Source organism: Arthrobacter sp. MMS18-M83 (assembly GCF_026683955.1).
In the GTDB taxonomy this organism is placed as follows: Bacteria; Actinomycetota; Actinomycetes; order Actinomycetales; family Micrococcaceae; genus Arthrobacter.
In genome coordinates this window covers 2,560,770-2,574,435 of sequence record NZ_CP113343.1, presented here as the reverse complement: position 1 = coordinate 2,574,435, position 13,666 = coordinate 2,560,770, and the positions used below count along the sequence as shown (strand labels likewise).

The 13,666-nt window shown below is 63.5% G+C and carries 14 protein-coding genes; 5 read left to right on the top strand and 9 right to left on the bottom strand.

Annotated elements, in window-relative coordinates; all coding sequences use genetic code 11:
* The 4 genes from OW521_RS12085 to OW521_RS12070 are packed head-to-tail and all read right to left on the bottom strand — an operon-like array spanning window position 1 to window position 4,835.
* On the bottom strand, window positions 1–1,614 hold the full coding sequence (locus OW521_RS12085; RefSeq protein WP_268019890.1) for a beta-N-acetylhexosaminidase: 1,614 nt from the start codon (window positions 1,612–1,614) through the stop codon (window positions 1–3).
* Entirely contained in the window at window positions 1,611–2,519 is a 909-nt protein-coding gene (locus OW521_RS12080) for a carbohydrate ABC transporter permease (RefSeq protein ID WP_268019889.1), read from the bottom strand. Before OW521_RS12080 ends, OW521_RS12085 begins: the two co-directional genes overlap by 4 nt.
* Window positions 2,516–3,499, bottom strand: coding sequence for a carbohydrate ABC transporter permease (locus OW521_RS12075; protein WP_268019888.1), 984 nt, complete (start codon window positions 3,497–3,499; stop codon window positions 2,516–2,518). The genes OW521_RS12080 and OW521_RS12075 overlap by 4 nt, the downstream gene beginning before the upstream one ends.
* Window positions 3,500–3,542: 43 nt before the next feature.
* Window positions 3,543–4,835 (bottom strand): extracellular solute-binding protein, encoded by a 1,293-nt coding sequence (locus tag OW521_RS12070; protein ID WP_268019887.1) that lies wholly within the window; start codon window positions 4,833–4,835, stop codon window positions 3,543–3,545.
* A gap of 289 nt (window positions 4,836–5,124) precedes the next feature.
* On the opposite strand from OW521_RS12070, the gene OW521_RS12065 reads away from it, so the two are divergent.
* Genes OW521_RS12065 through OW521_RS12055 form a run of 3 tightly spaced genes read left to right on the top strand, consistent with a single transcriptional unit; the run spans window position 5,125 to window position 8,328 of the window.
* Window positions 5,125–5,484, top strand: coding sequence for a metal-sensitive transcriptional regulator (locus tag OW521_RS12065; protein ID WP_268025847.1), 360 nt, complete (start codon window positions 5,125–5,127; stop codon window positions 5,482–5,484).
* Window positions 5,485–5,533: 49 nt separating this feature from the next.
* Window positions 5,534–5,773, top strand: coding sequence for a heavy-metal-associated domain-containing protein (locus OW521_RS12060; RefSeq protein ID WP_265978069.1), 240 nt, complete (start codon window positions 5,534–5,536; stop codon window positions 5,771–5,773).
* Between the two features lie 8 nt (window positions 5,774–5,781).
* Entirely contained in the window at window positions 5,782–8,328 is a 2,547-nt protein-coding gene (locus tag OW521_RS12055; RefSeq protein WP_326493952.1) for a heavy metal translocating P-type ATPase, read from the top strand.
* Between the two features lie 73 nt (window positions 8,329–8,401).
* On the opposite strand, the gene OW521_RS12050 is transcribed toward OW521_RS12055, so the two are convergent.
* Both OW521_RS12050 and OW521_RS12045 read right to left on the bottom strand, forming a co-directional pair.
* Window positions 8,402–8,674 carry a DUF2277 domain-containing protein gene (locus OW521_RS12050; RefSeq protein WP_184739977.1) on the bottom strand — a complete coding sequence of 91 codons (273 nt, stop codon included), beginning with the start codon at window positions 8,672–8,674 and terminating at the stop codon, window positions 8,402–8,404.
* A gap of 191 nt (window positions 8,675–8,865) precedes the next feature.
* On the bottom strand, window positions 8,866–9,897 hold the full coding sequence (locus OW521_RS12045; RefSeq protein WP_268019886.1) for an EamA family transporter: 1,032 nt from the start codon (window positions 9,895–9,897) through the stop codon (window positions 8,866–8,868).
* Between the two features lie 70 nt (window positions 9,898–9,967).
* Here OW521_RS12045 and OW521_RS12040 point away from each other — a divergent pair, with 70 nt between their 5' ends.
* The gene (locus tag OW521_RS12040; protein ID WP_268019885.1) at window positions 9,968–10,516 is read left to right on the top strand and encodes a CGNR zinc finger domain-containing protein; all 549 of its coding nucleotides are present in this window, start codon (window positions 9,968–9,970) and stop codon (window positions 10,514–10,516) included.
* Between the two features lie 124 nt (window positions 10,517–10,640).
* On the opposite strand, the gene OW521_RS12035 is transcribed toward OW521_RS12040, so the two are convergent.
* The 3 genes from OW521_RS12035 to OW521_RS12025 form a co-directional block, all read right to left on the bottom strand.
* Window positions 10,641–10,997 (bottom strand): hypothetical protein, encoded by a 357-nt coding sequence (locus OW521_RS12035; protein WP_442781152.1) that lies wholly within the window; start codon window positions 10,995–10,997, stop codon window positions 10,641–10,643.
* Window positions 10,998–11,069: 72 nt separating this feature from the next.
* Window positions 11,070–11,624 (bottom strand): hypothetical protein, encoded by a 555-nt coding sequence (locus OW521_RS12030; protein ID WP_268019883.1) that lies wholly within the window; start codon window positions 11,622–11,624, stop codon window positions 11,070–11,072.
* A 9-nt stretch (window positions 11,625–11,633) separates the two neighbouring features.
* The gene (locus tag OW521_RS12025; RefSeq protein ID WP_268019882.1) at window positions 11,634–12,977 is read right to left on the bottom strand and encodes an MATE family efflux transporter; all 1,344 of its coding nucleotides are present in this window, start codon (window positions 12,975–12,977) and stop codon (window positions 11,634–11,636) included.
* Window positions 12,978–13,213: 236 nt separating this feature from the next.
* Here OW521_RS12025 and OW521_RS12020 point away from each other — a divergent pair, with 236 nt between their 5' ends.
* Entirely contained in the window at window positions 13,214–13,648 is a 435-nt protein-coding gene (locus tag OW521_RS12020; RefSeq protein WP_268019881.1) for a DoxX family protein, read from the top strand.
* The last annotated feature ends 18 nt before the right edge of the window (window positions 13,649–13,666 follow it).

The window sequence follows — 13,666 nt, the reverse complement described above, 5'->3', positions numbered from 1 at the left end:
CTATTCAGCGGCGCTGCGCTGCTCAGCGTCGTAATCGCGTTTCCAGCCAACCACGCCGGGCCTCAACTGCCAGGGTTTAGGCCCTGACAGCGGCCGAAATTCCACTCCCATGGCTTCCAGCCGTTCCAGATGGCCCCCTTCGAGCCTGGTCAGGAAACCATCGTAGTCCCGGTCCTCGGGCCGGGACCAGAGCACCTCCGCGACGGCACTCAGCCGCGGAAATGCGGCGAAGTGGACCCGCCGCGGCGAATCCAGGTGTTCGGTCCAGATGTTGGCCTGCGCCCCGAGGAGCCGGCCGGGATACGCGTCATGCGCACCGGCTGGCAGCGGTTCGAATTCGTAGACGTCCTTCAGCGTAATGACGAACCCTACCGGCACGGGCTCGCCGTCGCCGTCGGCCTGACGGTGGTCGAGGTACAGCTTGTGCTCGGGGCACATGACCACGTCGTAGCCACTCTCGAGCGCCTTGAGGCCCCCTTCATAGCCACGCCAGGAGGCAACCAGCGCGCCGTCGGGGAGTTCGCCATCGCCGATTTCGTCCCACACAGAAGTCGCGCGCCCATGCCCGTCAAGGTGCTTTGCCAGCTGCCCGACAAACCAGCTGTGCAGTCCCGAAACGTCCGGCAAGCCGAGTTCGGCGGCTTTGGCCTGCGCCTCCGCACTGGATTGCCACTGGGCCGGCGGAACTTCGTCCCCGCCCAAGCTGATCCAGCGGGAGGGGAAAATCTCCACTACTTCGTCGAGCACATTGCGGTAGAACTCCAGCGACGTGTCCGAGACTTCCAGCACGGTCTCGTTGATTCCCCAGCGGGTCCAAACCTCTACATCCGCGCCCGTGCCAAGTTCCGGGTAGGCGGCGATGGCGGCCTGGCTGTGTCCCGGAACATCGATCTCCGGAATGACGGTGATGTGCCGTTCCGCAGCGAACGCGACCACTTCGCGGAGATCGTCCTGGCTGTAGAAACCTCCGTGCGGAAGCCCGTCGAAAATCCCGGCCCGCCACGAGCCCAGCGAGGACTCCCGTCGCCACGCCCCGGTCTCGGTGAGCCTCGGGTAGCGGTTGATCTGGATCCGCCAGCCTTGGTCGTCCGTGAGGTGCAGGTGCAGGACATTGAGTTTGTGCATGGCCATCACCTCGATGAACCGCAGCAGATTGTCCTTGGGCATGAAATGCCGGGCCACGTCCAGCATCACGCCGCGGTAGCCGAAGCGGGGCTGGTCTTGGATGGACACCTTGGGAACCTGCCATCCGCCTCCAACTTCCGCAACCGGCGCTTGCCGAAAGGCCGCGGGTCCCAACATCTGCAGGAGCGTCTGCGCTGCATAGAAGGCTCCTGCCGGGCCACCCGAGTGAATCACGACGGCGGCGCCCACCTCCAGGCGATAGGCCTCAGCCTCGAGCTCCGGATCAAGCCGAAGGCTGATGCGCGCATGAGCCGCGGTGGCCGGAAACAGGTCCCAGCCGGTGGACGCGCCGAGGGTGTGGGCCAGCCAGCGGCGCGCGCTGCTGAGCTCCGGATCGGCGGCCAAGGTGGTGGCCGAGTCCAGTTCCAGGAAGCCGTCGCCGGACTCAATTAAGCACGGAACGGGAACCAGCAGATCTGCGGCGCTCATCCTTTCACCGCCCCGGCCAGGCCGGACACGAGCTTTCGCTGCACTGCGATGAAGAAGATCAGCACCGGAATGGTCATGATCACGGAACCGGCCATAATGGCACCCCAATCGTTCTGGTCAGGCTTGAAGAAGGTCAACAATGCCATGGGCAGGGTCTGGTTCTCCTGGGCGGAAATGATGAACGTCTTCGCGAACAGGAAGTCATTCCACGTTGAGATGAAGGAGAACACCGAGCACGCCACCACGCCGGGTGCCACAAGCGGGAAAAGCACTGAGCGGACAAAACGGAAGCCACTTGCCCCGTCCAGACGCGCTGCTTCCTCAAGCTCCACCGGCACGGCTGCCACAAAGCCACGAAGCATCCAGATCGCGAACGGGATGCTGAACCCGACGTGCACCAACACCAGGGAGCCGAGCTGGTTCAGGCCCACCAGCGGTATCGCCTCGCCCGCGTTGCGGAGCAGGAAGAACAGCGGAATCGTCAGCGCCTCCACCGGCACCATCTGGGACACCAGGACCACGATCAGGAGCTTGGTGCGCATTTTGAATTCGTAACGGGTCAGCGCCACGGACGCCAGGAAAGCCAGCACCGTCGAAATGATGACGACTACAACCGCCACAATCACACTGTTGAGGAAATACCGGCCAAAATTGTTCACCGAGAGGACCCGCATGAAGGAATCGAACGACGGTTCGAGGGTGAACGGTGCCGCGTCGCCGGCATCGAGTGCTGTCTTCGGCTTGAGGGCCGAAAGGACCATCCAGAACAGGGGGAACGCGACGAGAAGCGCGATGGCGAGTGCCCCAGCGTCGGCGCCCCAACGGCGTCGTCCGCCTTTGCGGAACTTTTGCGGAGCTTCCGGCGCAGGCCGGTTCTTGCGGAGTGAAACGTTGACGGCGGTCACAGGGCTTCTCCCGTTCTCTTAAGGATGCGGAGGTACACCAGGGTGATGATCATCAGCAGGGCGGTCATGATGACACCGAGGGCCGAACCGAGCCCGTAAAGGCTGGCCGCGAATGCCTGCTGGTAGCCGTAGACGTTCAGCACGAGGTTCTGTCCAGCGATGCCGCCGCCGTTGGTCATGATGTAGATCTGCGAAAAGATCTTGAAGTTCCAGATAATCGACTGGATGGTCACCACGATAACAATCGGCCGCAGCATGGGAAGCATGATGCTGCGCGCGATCCGGGGCATGGAAGCACCGTCCAGCCGGGCCGCCTCGATCACTTCGATGGAGATCGCCTGGATGCCGGCGTAGACCGTCACGAGCACGAACGGGAACGAACACCACACCACTTCGCTGGCCACCAGCCCAAAGGCTGACCACTTGTCGTAGGTCCAGGAGTAGCCGTTGAACTGCGTCAAGCCCACGGAGACGAGCACCTTGTTGACGAGCCCCAGGGTGGGGTCGAAGAGGAAAAGCCACACGGCGCTGCCGGTGACGGCCGGGGTGGCCCAAGCACCGAGCGAGACCACGAATAGCGCAGTCCGGACCCAGGGCCGCAGCCGCGTAGCCAGTACTGCCAGCGATGTTCCCACCAGCAGAGTCAGGACAACGCAAGCGCCCGCGAACAGCACGGTGTTGCCTAAAACAGACCAGAACTCAGGATCGGCGACGAGCTTCTGATAGTTCTCCAGGCCCGTGAACTGAAGAGGTGCCTTGCCGCTGACTTGGGCTTGGCGGTAGTCGTACAACGAAACGTTTATCAGCTGGAAAATCGGGTATCCCAGCAGCGCGATCAGGACGATGAAAGCCGGAGCCAGGTAGAGCCACAGTTCCAGGCCGCGCTTGCTTAGCGAACGACGGCGGGACGCGCGCGCCGTCGTCGGCTTGCGGTTGTGCGTTCCGGTGGTGTCCGCTTTCTCCGACGCGAGTGCCGTCATGGCCTACCTCCCGGTGCGGATCCGGCTCGAGACAGCAGACGCATCATTTGGATCCGAAGACCTTGTTCATGGCCTTGGCAGCATCGGCGCTGGCCGTATTGACGTCCGCCTTGCCGGTGACGATCTTCTGGTACATGCCGCTGAAGATGCCCTGGGCGTCGATCGTGGACCAGGTCTCCGTCACAGGTACAAAGTTGGTGCCGGCGGCGAGTGTCTTGATGAAAGGCGCGACCTGCGGGTTGGAGTCCGCCACGGTCTTTTGCACATCGCTGAAGGTGGGCAGGTTGCCCATGGAATCGAACATCTTTTGCTGGTACTTCTTGCTGGCCAAAAGCTTGACGAAGTCGGCAGCCAGGGTGTGGTGCTTGCTGCTGTTGAAGACGCCAAGGTTGTTGCCGCCCGCGAAGGCCGGGGCGATCGATCCAGCGGTCTTTCCGGGGACCGGAACTACGGCGAATTTGTCCTTGACGGCACTGGCAGCCACTGCCTTGTAGTTGAAGTCGCCACCGATCGTCATGGCTGATTTTCCAGCGATGAACTGCTGGACGCTGGCGTTTCCGCCGAATTCGGCGCAAGTCTGCGGCGGGCAGATGTCGTCCTTGAGGAGCCGGGCGTAGGCAGAGATGCCGTCCTTGGATTCCGTTGAGTCCAAGCCGGAGACAAAGGTATCGCCCTTCTTCGTGGCAATACTGCCGCCGTTGGCCCAGAGGTAGGGCATGGCAGAGAACTGGGCAGCTCCACCGACGGAAATGCCGAGCGTGTCCGGGTTCGCCGCACGGACGGCGCGGGCCACGGTTTCGACGTCGGCGAGGGTCTTGGGAACCTCGAGGCCTGCCGCCTTCAGGAGGTCGGTGCGGTAGTAGAGGGCGCGGACACCCACGAACCAGGGCACGCCGTAGTTCTTGCCGCCAATGTCGGTGGTGGCAAGGATCTTGCTGTCAAGATCCTTGGACTCGTCCCAGCCCTTGATGTCAGCGGTCATATCGGACAATCCGCCCGATGCCACATAGCTGGCGAGGTCCGTGTTGCCGAATTCGGCAACGTCGGGAGCGCTGGAGGGATCGTTGAACGCGGCCTTGAAGCGCTCCGCCCGGCTGTCGACCGGGATGTACTGGACATCAACCTTGGCGCCACTGTGGCTGGCTTCGAAATCGGATACGGCTGCTTTGACTACAGCGGACTTGGGATCCTGATTGACTTCCGAGAAGAGCCACACGCGGATGGTGCCAGACTTGTCGTCCGAGGATGACGCGGCGTTGTTCGACGTGGGCGGGGCGCAGGCCGTCAGGGCGAGGGCGGCGAGGGCAAAGGCAGCCGCAGAGCGTGCGATTTTCAATGGATCCTCCATGAGAAAAGGGTTAGTTGCCCGGCGGTTCCCCCGCGTCGGGTATGGAAGGAAACTTTACAAACATACTTAGGTGAGCGGAAGCACAAGCGGCAAAAGGTTTGCATTGCAAAACGAGAATTTGTAAAGCGACCTCCTTTCACGACTTGGCGCATACCCCTCGGGGGTACTTGATTTATACCCCCCTGGGGTATATCTTTGCAACATGAGCACGGTCGATGTGAACCCCACAGATTTGAAGTCCGCAGAGGTGAACCCGGTTGACATGAACCCGGTGGACTTGAGCAACCCAGTTGACTTGAGCATTGCGCAGCCCGGCATTGAGATCGAGGACGGGGCGCATTCCCAACACGGTTACTCCCCCAACAAGGACGCCTACCTTCGGCGCCTGAAACGGATCGAGGGCCAAGTACGCGGTATTGCGCGCATGGTCGAAGAGGACAAATACTGCATCGATATCCTCACGCAGGTCTCGGCTGCCACTAAAGCCCTCCACGCCGTGAGCCTCGGGCTCGTGGAGGAACATATTGGGCATTGCGTAGTCGGAGCCGCATCCGAATCAGATCCCGTGGTTCGCGCAGAGCAAATCGACATCAAGGTCAAGGAGGCCGCCGATGCCATCGGGCGCCTGCTGCGGTAATCCCGCAAGCACTCACCACACCATCCAACTCACCACCAAGGAGCACGCCATGGGCCACACAGCCACCATCCAAACGAACGTCAGCGTTTCCGGCATGACCTGCGGGCACTGCGTGTCAGCCGTTAGCGAGGAAATCGAGTCCTTGGCCGGCGTGGAGAGCGTCGAAATCGATCTGAATGCCGGCGGAATCTCCACGGTCACCATCACCTCCACCCAGGAGTTGTCGCCGTCCGAAATCGGCGAGGCCGTCGCCGAAGCCGGCTACTTGGTAGTCGCCAACGAGGCCTAGGGGCCAGCGTGAGCAATCAGGACATCTTGCACCAGCCAGGTACACGCATCATCGAACTCGACATAGAGGGCATGACGTGCGCATCATGCGTGGCCCGCGTGGAGCGGAAACTGGGCAAGCTCGACGGTGTGGAAGCCTCCGTGAACCTCCCCCTCGAATCCGCCCAGGTAACAGTTCCGGCAAACGTCACGGACCAACAAATCGTGGACACCGTCAACGCCACGGGCTACAAAGCGTGGATCCGCGAATCGAGGCCAACGCCTCCGTACGCCCACTCCCAGCCTGAACACGCGGAACACCACGAACCCACCATGCTCGGCCCGCTCGAGACCGACGCCTGGCACTTTGGCGAACACGCGCACGGTGCCGCCGCCGAGGCTTATGGTGAGCATAACGAACGGGGTCCTGACCACAGCGACGGTGCCGGTGACTCGGCGCACGAGCTCGCGCAGGGAGATATGCGGCAGCGTGCGTCTAAGGGAGGAACGACCGAGCACGCAAAGCATGTGTCCCGGAGCGAGCGGACTGAGCACGGCGCGGCTGGCGACCATATGCATCACGGTCCTGCGGGCCGCCAGCTGAAGCCAAGGCTGATCGCCGCCGCCATACTGACGGTCCCGGTCTTCGCCATTTCGATGATTCCGGCTTTTCAGTTCCCGCAATGGGGATGGGTCGCCGCCGTACTGGCACTTCCGGTCGTCACGTGGGCTGCCTGGCCCTTCCACCGCGCCGCGGCCATCAACGCCCGCCACTTCGCCTCCACCATGGACACCCTTGTCTCCATCGGCGTCCTGGCCGCGTACCTCTTTTCGGCCTGGCAGCTTTTCGCCAACCCGATGATGACGGAACACCCCGGCATGGAATCCCAGGGGATGGGCGGTGGGCTGTACTTCGAAGTTGCCGCCGTCGTCACCACATTCCTGCTCCTTGGTCGCTACCTTGAGGCCAACGCGAAAGCTAAGGCCGGCGATGCACTTAAGGCCCTCCTGAATCTGGGCGCCAAGGTCGCAACGGTGCTGCGAGACGGCGTCGAGCACAAGATCCCGGCCGAGCAACTGGTGGCTGGGGACGTCTTCGTGGTCCGTCCCGGCGAGAAGATTGCCACTGACGGCGTGGTGACGGGCGGCGCATCCGCCGTCGACGCTTCGCTGATCACGGGCGAATCCGTGCCGGTGGAAGTCGGCCCGGGCAGCCAGGTTACTGGTGCCACCATCAACACTTCGGGACGCCTGTTGGTCCGCGCCACGAGAGTCGGTTCCGAGACAACGCTGGCGCAGATGGGGCGTTTGGTTAGCCAAGCGCAGACGGGCAAGGCCCCGATTGCACGGCTCGCCGATCGCATTAGCGCCGTGTTCGTTCCGGTGGTGCTCGTCATCGCCGTCGTTACTTTCGTGTTGTGGCTCGTCCTGAGCGGAGACCTCAATGCCTCGTTCACGGCTGCAGTTGCGGTGCTCGTGATTGCGTGCCCGTGTGCGCTCGGGCTCGCGACACCAGTGGGCCTCCTGACCGGAACCGGTCGCGGTGCACAACTCGGCATCCTCATCAAAGGCCCGCAGGTCCTTGAAGATACGCGCACCGTGGACGCCATTCTGCTGGACAAAACCGGTACTGTTACCAGCGGCAAACTGGCCGTCGGACACACAGTGGCCCTGAATGGCCACTCTCCTGCCGACGTTCTGTCCATCGCGGGTGCTGTCGAGGCAGCTTCGGAGCACCCTATCGCCCACGCCATCGCCGCTGCAGCCAAGTCTGCCGTGCCCGACGCCGGCAGGCTCCCTAGCGTGAAGGACTTCAGTTCCGCCCCGGGCGGGGGCGTTCGCGGGACCGTTCCGGCGAACGGAACCGGAAGCGGAGCGGAGCGTATTGTTGTCGCTGGCAGGACCGGTTGGCTGGAACAAAACGGGATCTTCCCCGACGACACGCAGCGCCAGGCCCTGGCCGCCGAGGAAGCCAGTGGAGCCACCGCCATCTGGGTTGCCGTGGATGGGAAGCCTGCTGGAATCGTCACCCTCAGGGACACCGTCAAACCCGGTTCGGCCGCAGCGATAGCGAGGCTCAAGGAACTTGGAATCCGGCCGATGCTGCTAACAGGAGACAACGCCGCGGTCGCAGCCCAAGTGGCTGCCGCCGTCGGGATCGCCCCGGAAAATATATTCGCGGGCATCCCGCCGGAAGGCAAAGTGGACGCGGTAAGGAAACTACAAGCCCAGGGCTCCACCGTGGCCATGGCCGGGGACGGAGTCAACGATGCAGCGGCCCTCGCGCAAGCCGACCTCGGGATTGCCATGGGCTCGGGCACGGATGTTGCAATCGAAGCTTCGGACCTGACCGTGATGGGTAGCGATCTCGGCCAACTCGTTCAAGCCATCGAGCTATCGCGGAAGACCCTCAGGACCATCAAGACGAACCTGTTCTGGGCGTTCTTCTACAACGCTATCGGCATCCCCGTGGCGGCCCTGGGTTTGCTCAACCCAATGATCGCCGGCGCGGCCATGGCAGCAAGCTCGGTCCTGGTGGTCACGAACTCGCTACGGCTCCGGTCGTTCGCAAAATAGCCCGACGCACTCGACTGACTCACGGTTGGCGCCAACCGGCCGGTAAGCAACACAACTGCCGGTCAGTCCGGGCCTAGGCCGTTCCGAAACGAACGGCAGCCCGGGCCCTGGCTTTGGCGGCCTCCTCGTCGCGGCTCCGCGCCGGCGCGTGGGTCACGAGGGAATCGAGCAGATGCTGGGTAATGTGCGCGATCTCGTGGACGGCCTCAGCGAAGGCCTCCTCGTTCGCCTTGGACGGCTTGGTGCTGCCGCTGATTTTGCGCACGTACTGAAGGGCTGCAGCTTCCACCTCCGCCGAGGTGGCTCGTGGCTCGAAATTATGAAGGGTGTGGATGTTGCGGCACATACCAACATGCTAGGCCCCGGCCCGGTCTTCCGGGATCCCTGAAATGACATTGTGCCCAAGGAGCGCGCTTCCCGCTAACACGGTGAACACAGAAGGTCCGGACGCTGCGGCGCCCGGACCTTCTGTCCTTAATACGGACACTAACTGCCAGCGCGGTCAACAACCAATCGCTAGCCCGCGCGGGGATCGGTCTAGAAGACCCTCTCGGAAGGAACCGGCTCGACGTCGTTCGCGTGGTCAAGCTCCCGGGCCACCCAATGCTTGCCGGGCTCCGCGGCATCACGTTGGTCAGCCCGCAGCTCGTCAACGCGTACCAAAACCACGCCGCACACGATGAGGGCACCACCCAAGAGCTGGATGGTTCCGGGCAGCTCGGAAAGCAGCAGCCACGCCCACACCACGGCGAACAGCACTTCAGTGAGCGAGACGAAGGACGCCACCTTGGATCCGAGACTGCGGGCCGCCATAATACCCGTGACGTAGGACAGCACGGTGGACAGGATGACCAGTCCGGCGACGGAAACCCACCAGGGCGTGGCCCACGGCCCGAGTTGGGTGTCCGCGGTGGCGAAAGTCATGGACAGCATTCCGGTCCCACCGGCAATCCAGATCAGGATGGAACCTGCCATGAGCCCGCCGGAGGCCAGGACGATCGGCGGAAGCGTGTCGTTCTGCTTGGCTGTGATGAAGAAGTAAATGACCAGGCAGACGGCCGCGGCCATGCCCCACAGGACGCCGGCGAAGTCCACCTTCACGGAGCCGGTCAGGTCAAGCACCAGGACGAGTCCGCCAAGGGAGAGCAGCGTTCCGGCAGCGGTGAGGGCCCGGGGACGGCGTCGGCTCGCTGCCCACAGCCACAGCACGATCATGGTGGGGGCGAGGTATTCGAGCAGTAGCGCGACCCCGACGGACAGCTTGGACACTGCGTTGAAATAGAAAAGCTGGCATCCCGCAACGCCAATCACACCGAACAAGAGAATGGTGAGCCAGTTGTCCTTGAGTTGGTGCCAACGGCCCCGGAGGGCGACGACTGCGGGGATCACCAAGATGAGCGCGGCACCGCTCAGCCGAATGGCAACTGCGGCACCGGGGGTCCACCCGGTTTCCAGCAGGGACTTGGCAAATGAGCCGGACAGGCCGAAGACCGCTGAGGAGAAGAGCGCGAGTCCCAGGCCCGATGCCATGAAACCTCCAGCACCAGCCCGGGTTGTTGCAGCTGACACAGCAGCCTCCTGTCAGGAGTAAAATGGGTTACGCTGCTGACAATACTCCCGAGAGATGTAAGGAGTCAAAGTGCTTTTTGCACCTGACACTGAAGTGGCGCTGCGCAGCGTGGTCAATTTGATCAATACGTCCGCCAACGGCACCGAATCCCTCACGAGCGTCGCCGACCTTAACGCTTTCCTGGACGCGGAAGAATTCACCGGGACAAGAGCGGGGACCGAGGCCGAGCTATTCAGCGTGAAGCGCCTGCGGAGCCAGCTCGCTTCCCTGTGGACCTCCGATGAGGATGCGGCCGCAAAGACCGTCAACCGGCTCCTCACCGACGCACAAGCGCTCCCCCAGCTGGTCAAACACGACCATTGGGATTGGCACCTACACGCCACCACTCCGGAAGCGCCCCTCGCTGAACGCATGGGGACGGAAGCTGCCATGGCACTCGTGGACGTGATCCGCAGCAAGGAAATGGACCGCCTACGGGTGTGCGCCGCGGACGATTGCGACGCCGTCGTATTGGATTTGAGCCGCAACCGCTCCAAGCTCTATTGCGACACCGGAAATTGCGCGAACCGCACGCACGTTGCCGCCTATCGGGCCCGGAAAGCGTCAGGTACAGAGTGAGCCAACGGCGTCACGTCCGGCAACTTTTCGGAGCGGACGACGGCGGTCTGCCGCGTGTTTCCGGGGTTGCCGTGGTGGCCAGGCGGCTAAAAGTTGCGTGGCGTGACGCGAACCTGACAGTAACCTAGCGCTGGTCGGCGTCGGGGTTTTCCGTCTCGCTGCCCGACTTGGGGGCCGCAGAACCGTGGCCGTGGCCCGGCTTCCTGGAACTCAGATTAACGCCCGAGCCCTTGCCGAGATGCTCGGCATTTTCCTTGTGGCTCATGGAAAGCATGGCAGCGATAACGAGGCTCACGATGAATGCGATGCCAGCGCCCGTAAAGGCCAGGTCAAAGCGCGGAGAGCGGGCACTGCCACCGGAGGCGAAAATCAGCACGGCGAAGAAGATCACGACGCCCCAGAACGCGGAGAACATCAGCGGTCCCTTAACCGAGGTCCGCGCCTTGCGCGGCTCTCCTGGTTTCTGGTCAGCCAAGGTCATTCCTCCAATGTGGCGTGGGTGCTGGCGCCTTGCGCGCCGTTAGAGTTCTACGCAGAGTAGAACGTACGATTACTAGTTTACGGCCTCGGCGGAGGGGGTTCGCCCATCGTGCCGCAGGCTCAGACCGGAAAGCACCCACAAGACACCCGAGATGATGGCGCCACCGCCGGCAACACCGAGCAGTGCGTGTGCGCCAAGGCTGATGAAGAACGGCAACGCCACGGCGGTCCCGATACCTACTACCCCGGAGATCATCCAGTCCCGGGCAAGCACGTGCCGTCCGCGCTGACGGAATCCTTGGACCAGTTCAGACAACCCCAGCACCAGCAGTCCCACGAGCGCGGAAACCGCCACACCGGTATCGGATTGCGTGATCAGGGCGCCAATGCCGCCCAGTGCTACAACGACCGCTACGGCAGCAGGAAGGCTTGCGGCCAGGAACGCGGCGCCCGCCGTTGCCGCGAGATAGAGTCCGGCCGCCCAGGCCAGAACTTGTACGGACGGCGAGCCCCAGAAGACGGTCACGGCTCCGAACACCAGCGCAACACCGGCACGGAGAAGGACGGGCTTCCAGAGCCCGGCTGCTGTGGGCGTGGATGAAGTCGCTGAAGAGGCGGGGAGAGTCACCCGTCCAGTTTAGTGCGAACCGAGGACCATCCACTTGTCCGTGCGGGCCCGCAGCCCCAGCGTGACTCCACGGGCCAGCATGTAGCCCAGCGCAAACGCTGCCCACAGCCACACGAGCCCCGCCGCGCCGTCGGGCCTTGTCAGGTGGACTGCGGCCAGAAGGGGCAGATAAACCGCAAGGTTCACGACGCCGGCAATCGCCAAGTAGCGGGCGTCGCCTGCGCCGATCAGGACCCCGTCCAGGACGAAGACGTAACCGGCCAGAGGCTGCCCGACGGCGAGTACCCACAGTGCCGCGGTGAGCGCGGACTGAACGCCGGCGTCGGGAGTGAAGAGGAAGCCCGCCCACGGAGCCGCCACCGCGAGGAGCGCACCGGTCACCACACCGAAGCCCACGCCCCAGCGGATCATGGTGCGCGTGAGTTCGCGAGCCCGAGCCGGACGGGAAGCTCCGAGTTCCTTCCCGATGAGGGCCTGCGCGGCAATCGCCAACGCGTCCAAGGCGAAGGCAAGGAAGGAAAAGATGGTCATCGCGAGTTGGTGCGCGGCGAGGTTCACCGACCCTTGGGACGTGACCACCAGGATCGTGGCCAGGATTGCCAAGCGCAGGCTGAGGGTGCGGAGCATGAGCCAAGAACCGACGGTGGTCATCGTGCGGATGCCACGCCAGTCCGGACGCAGCGAAACGCCGTGGCGCCGCGCATTTCGGCCCACCATCACCAGATAGACGGCAGCCATTGCCCATTGCGCAATACTGGTGCCGATGGCGGACCCCGCGACGGACCAATGCAGCCCGTAGACCAGGACCACGTTGAGGGCGATGTTGACGGCGAAGCCCGCCGTCGCGACCACCAAGGGGGTGCGGGTGTCCTGCAGTCCGCGCAAAACACCAGTGCCGGCGAAGATCAGAAGCATGGCCACGAGTCCCGGCATGGACCAGCGCAAATAGTCCACGGCGTATGCCCGGACCTCGCCGTTGGCCCCGAGTAGCCCGACCAGCGGTTCCGCCGCGAGGAAGCCCGCCACCGCCAGGATCGTGCCCAGCAGCAGGGCCAACCAGACGCCGTCGCGCCCTGCGGCAAGCGCTTTAGTGAGCTTTCCGTCCCCGATGGCCCGCGCCACGGCCGGAGTTGTCGAATATGCCAAAAAGACCATAAGTCCGACGGCGGTGTGCAGCAGCGCGGAAGCCAGCCCCACCCCCGCCAGCTGCGGGACGCCGAGGTGCCCGACAATCGCAGAGTCGGCCAGCAGGAAGAGGGGTTCGGCAATAAGCGCACCAAAGGCGGGGACGGCCAGGCGCAGAATCTCGCGGGCGTTGGAGGGCGCGGTGGGACGGGTCACTGTTTGGGGCACTTTCCCAGCCTAGCGGGGGGCCCGGCGGCCACAAGGGCGGAGCGTTGTTCCGGGATCGAGGGATGGTTTTCCCAACCCGAGGGCTGAGCCTCATCGTCCCGGAGACGGTTCCGCCACGTCACATTTGTTTGACACTTCAAGCAAAGTTCGAAAGGCTCGAGTTGAAGCTTCAACAAATCGGCTTCTGCCCTAGAGCTTCGCGACAGTCAACCGCTACCCGAAAACGGTGCAATCACATGAACCAGTCCACCCTGACCAACACAGCCCTTACCGTCCTGCGCGTCATCGTCGGCTTCATCTTCGCCGCGCATGGCTGGCAGAAATTCAATGAATTCACCATCGCCGGGACCCAAGCGGCCTTCGGCAAGATGGGCGTTCCGGCCGCCGACGTTGTAGCCCCGATCGTTGCAACCATCGAACTGGTCGGCGGCATCGCCCTTATCGCAGGCCTGCTGACCCGCGTCTTCGCCGCCCTCCTTGCGCTGGACATGCTCGGCGCCCTGTTCCTGGTCCACGCCCCGGCGGGCCTGTTTGCCGACAAGGGCGGCTACGAATTGGTGCTGGCACTCGCCGCCGGAGCGGCGGCCGTGGCCCTGACCGGCGCCGGCCGGATCTCCGTCGACGCCGCAGCGTTCGGCAGGAAGCGTTCCAAGCTGGGCATCCTCGCCTAAGATCGCGTGCACTTCCGT

What these genes read in the sequence shown, in the direction of transcription:
- OW521_RS12085 (WP_268019890.1), bottom strand. Translation starts at nt 1,614, where the DNA reads ATGAGCGCCGCAGATCTGCTGGTTCCCGTTCCGTGCTTAATTGAGTCC.
- OW521_RS12075 (WP_268019888.1), bottom strand. Translation starts at nt 3,499, where the DNA reads ATGACGGCACTCGCGTCGGAGAAAGCGGACACCACCGGAACGCACAAC.
- OW521_RS12060 (WP_265978069.1), top strand. Translation starts at nt 5,534, where the DNA reads ATGGGCCACACAGCCACCATCCAAACGAACGTCAGCGTTTCCGGCATG.
- OW521_RS12050 (WP_184739977.1), bottom strand. Translation starts at nt 8,674, where the DNA reads ATGTGCCGCAACATCCACACCCTTCATAATTTCGAGCCACGAGCCACC.
- OW521_RS12035 (WP_442781152.1), bottom strand. Translation starts at nt 10,997, where the DNA reads ATGACCTTGGCTGACCAGAAACCAGGAGAGCCGCGCAAGGCGCGGACC.
- OW521_RS12020 (WP_268019881.1), top strand. Translation starts at nt 13,214, where the DNA reads ATGAACCAGTCCACCCTGACCAACACAGCCCTTACCGTCCTGCGCGTC.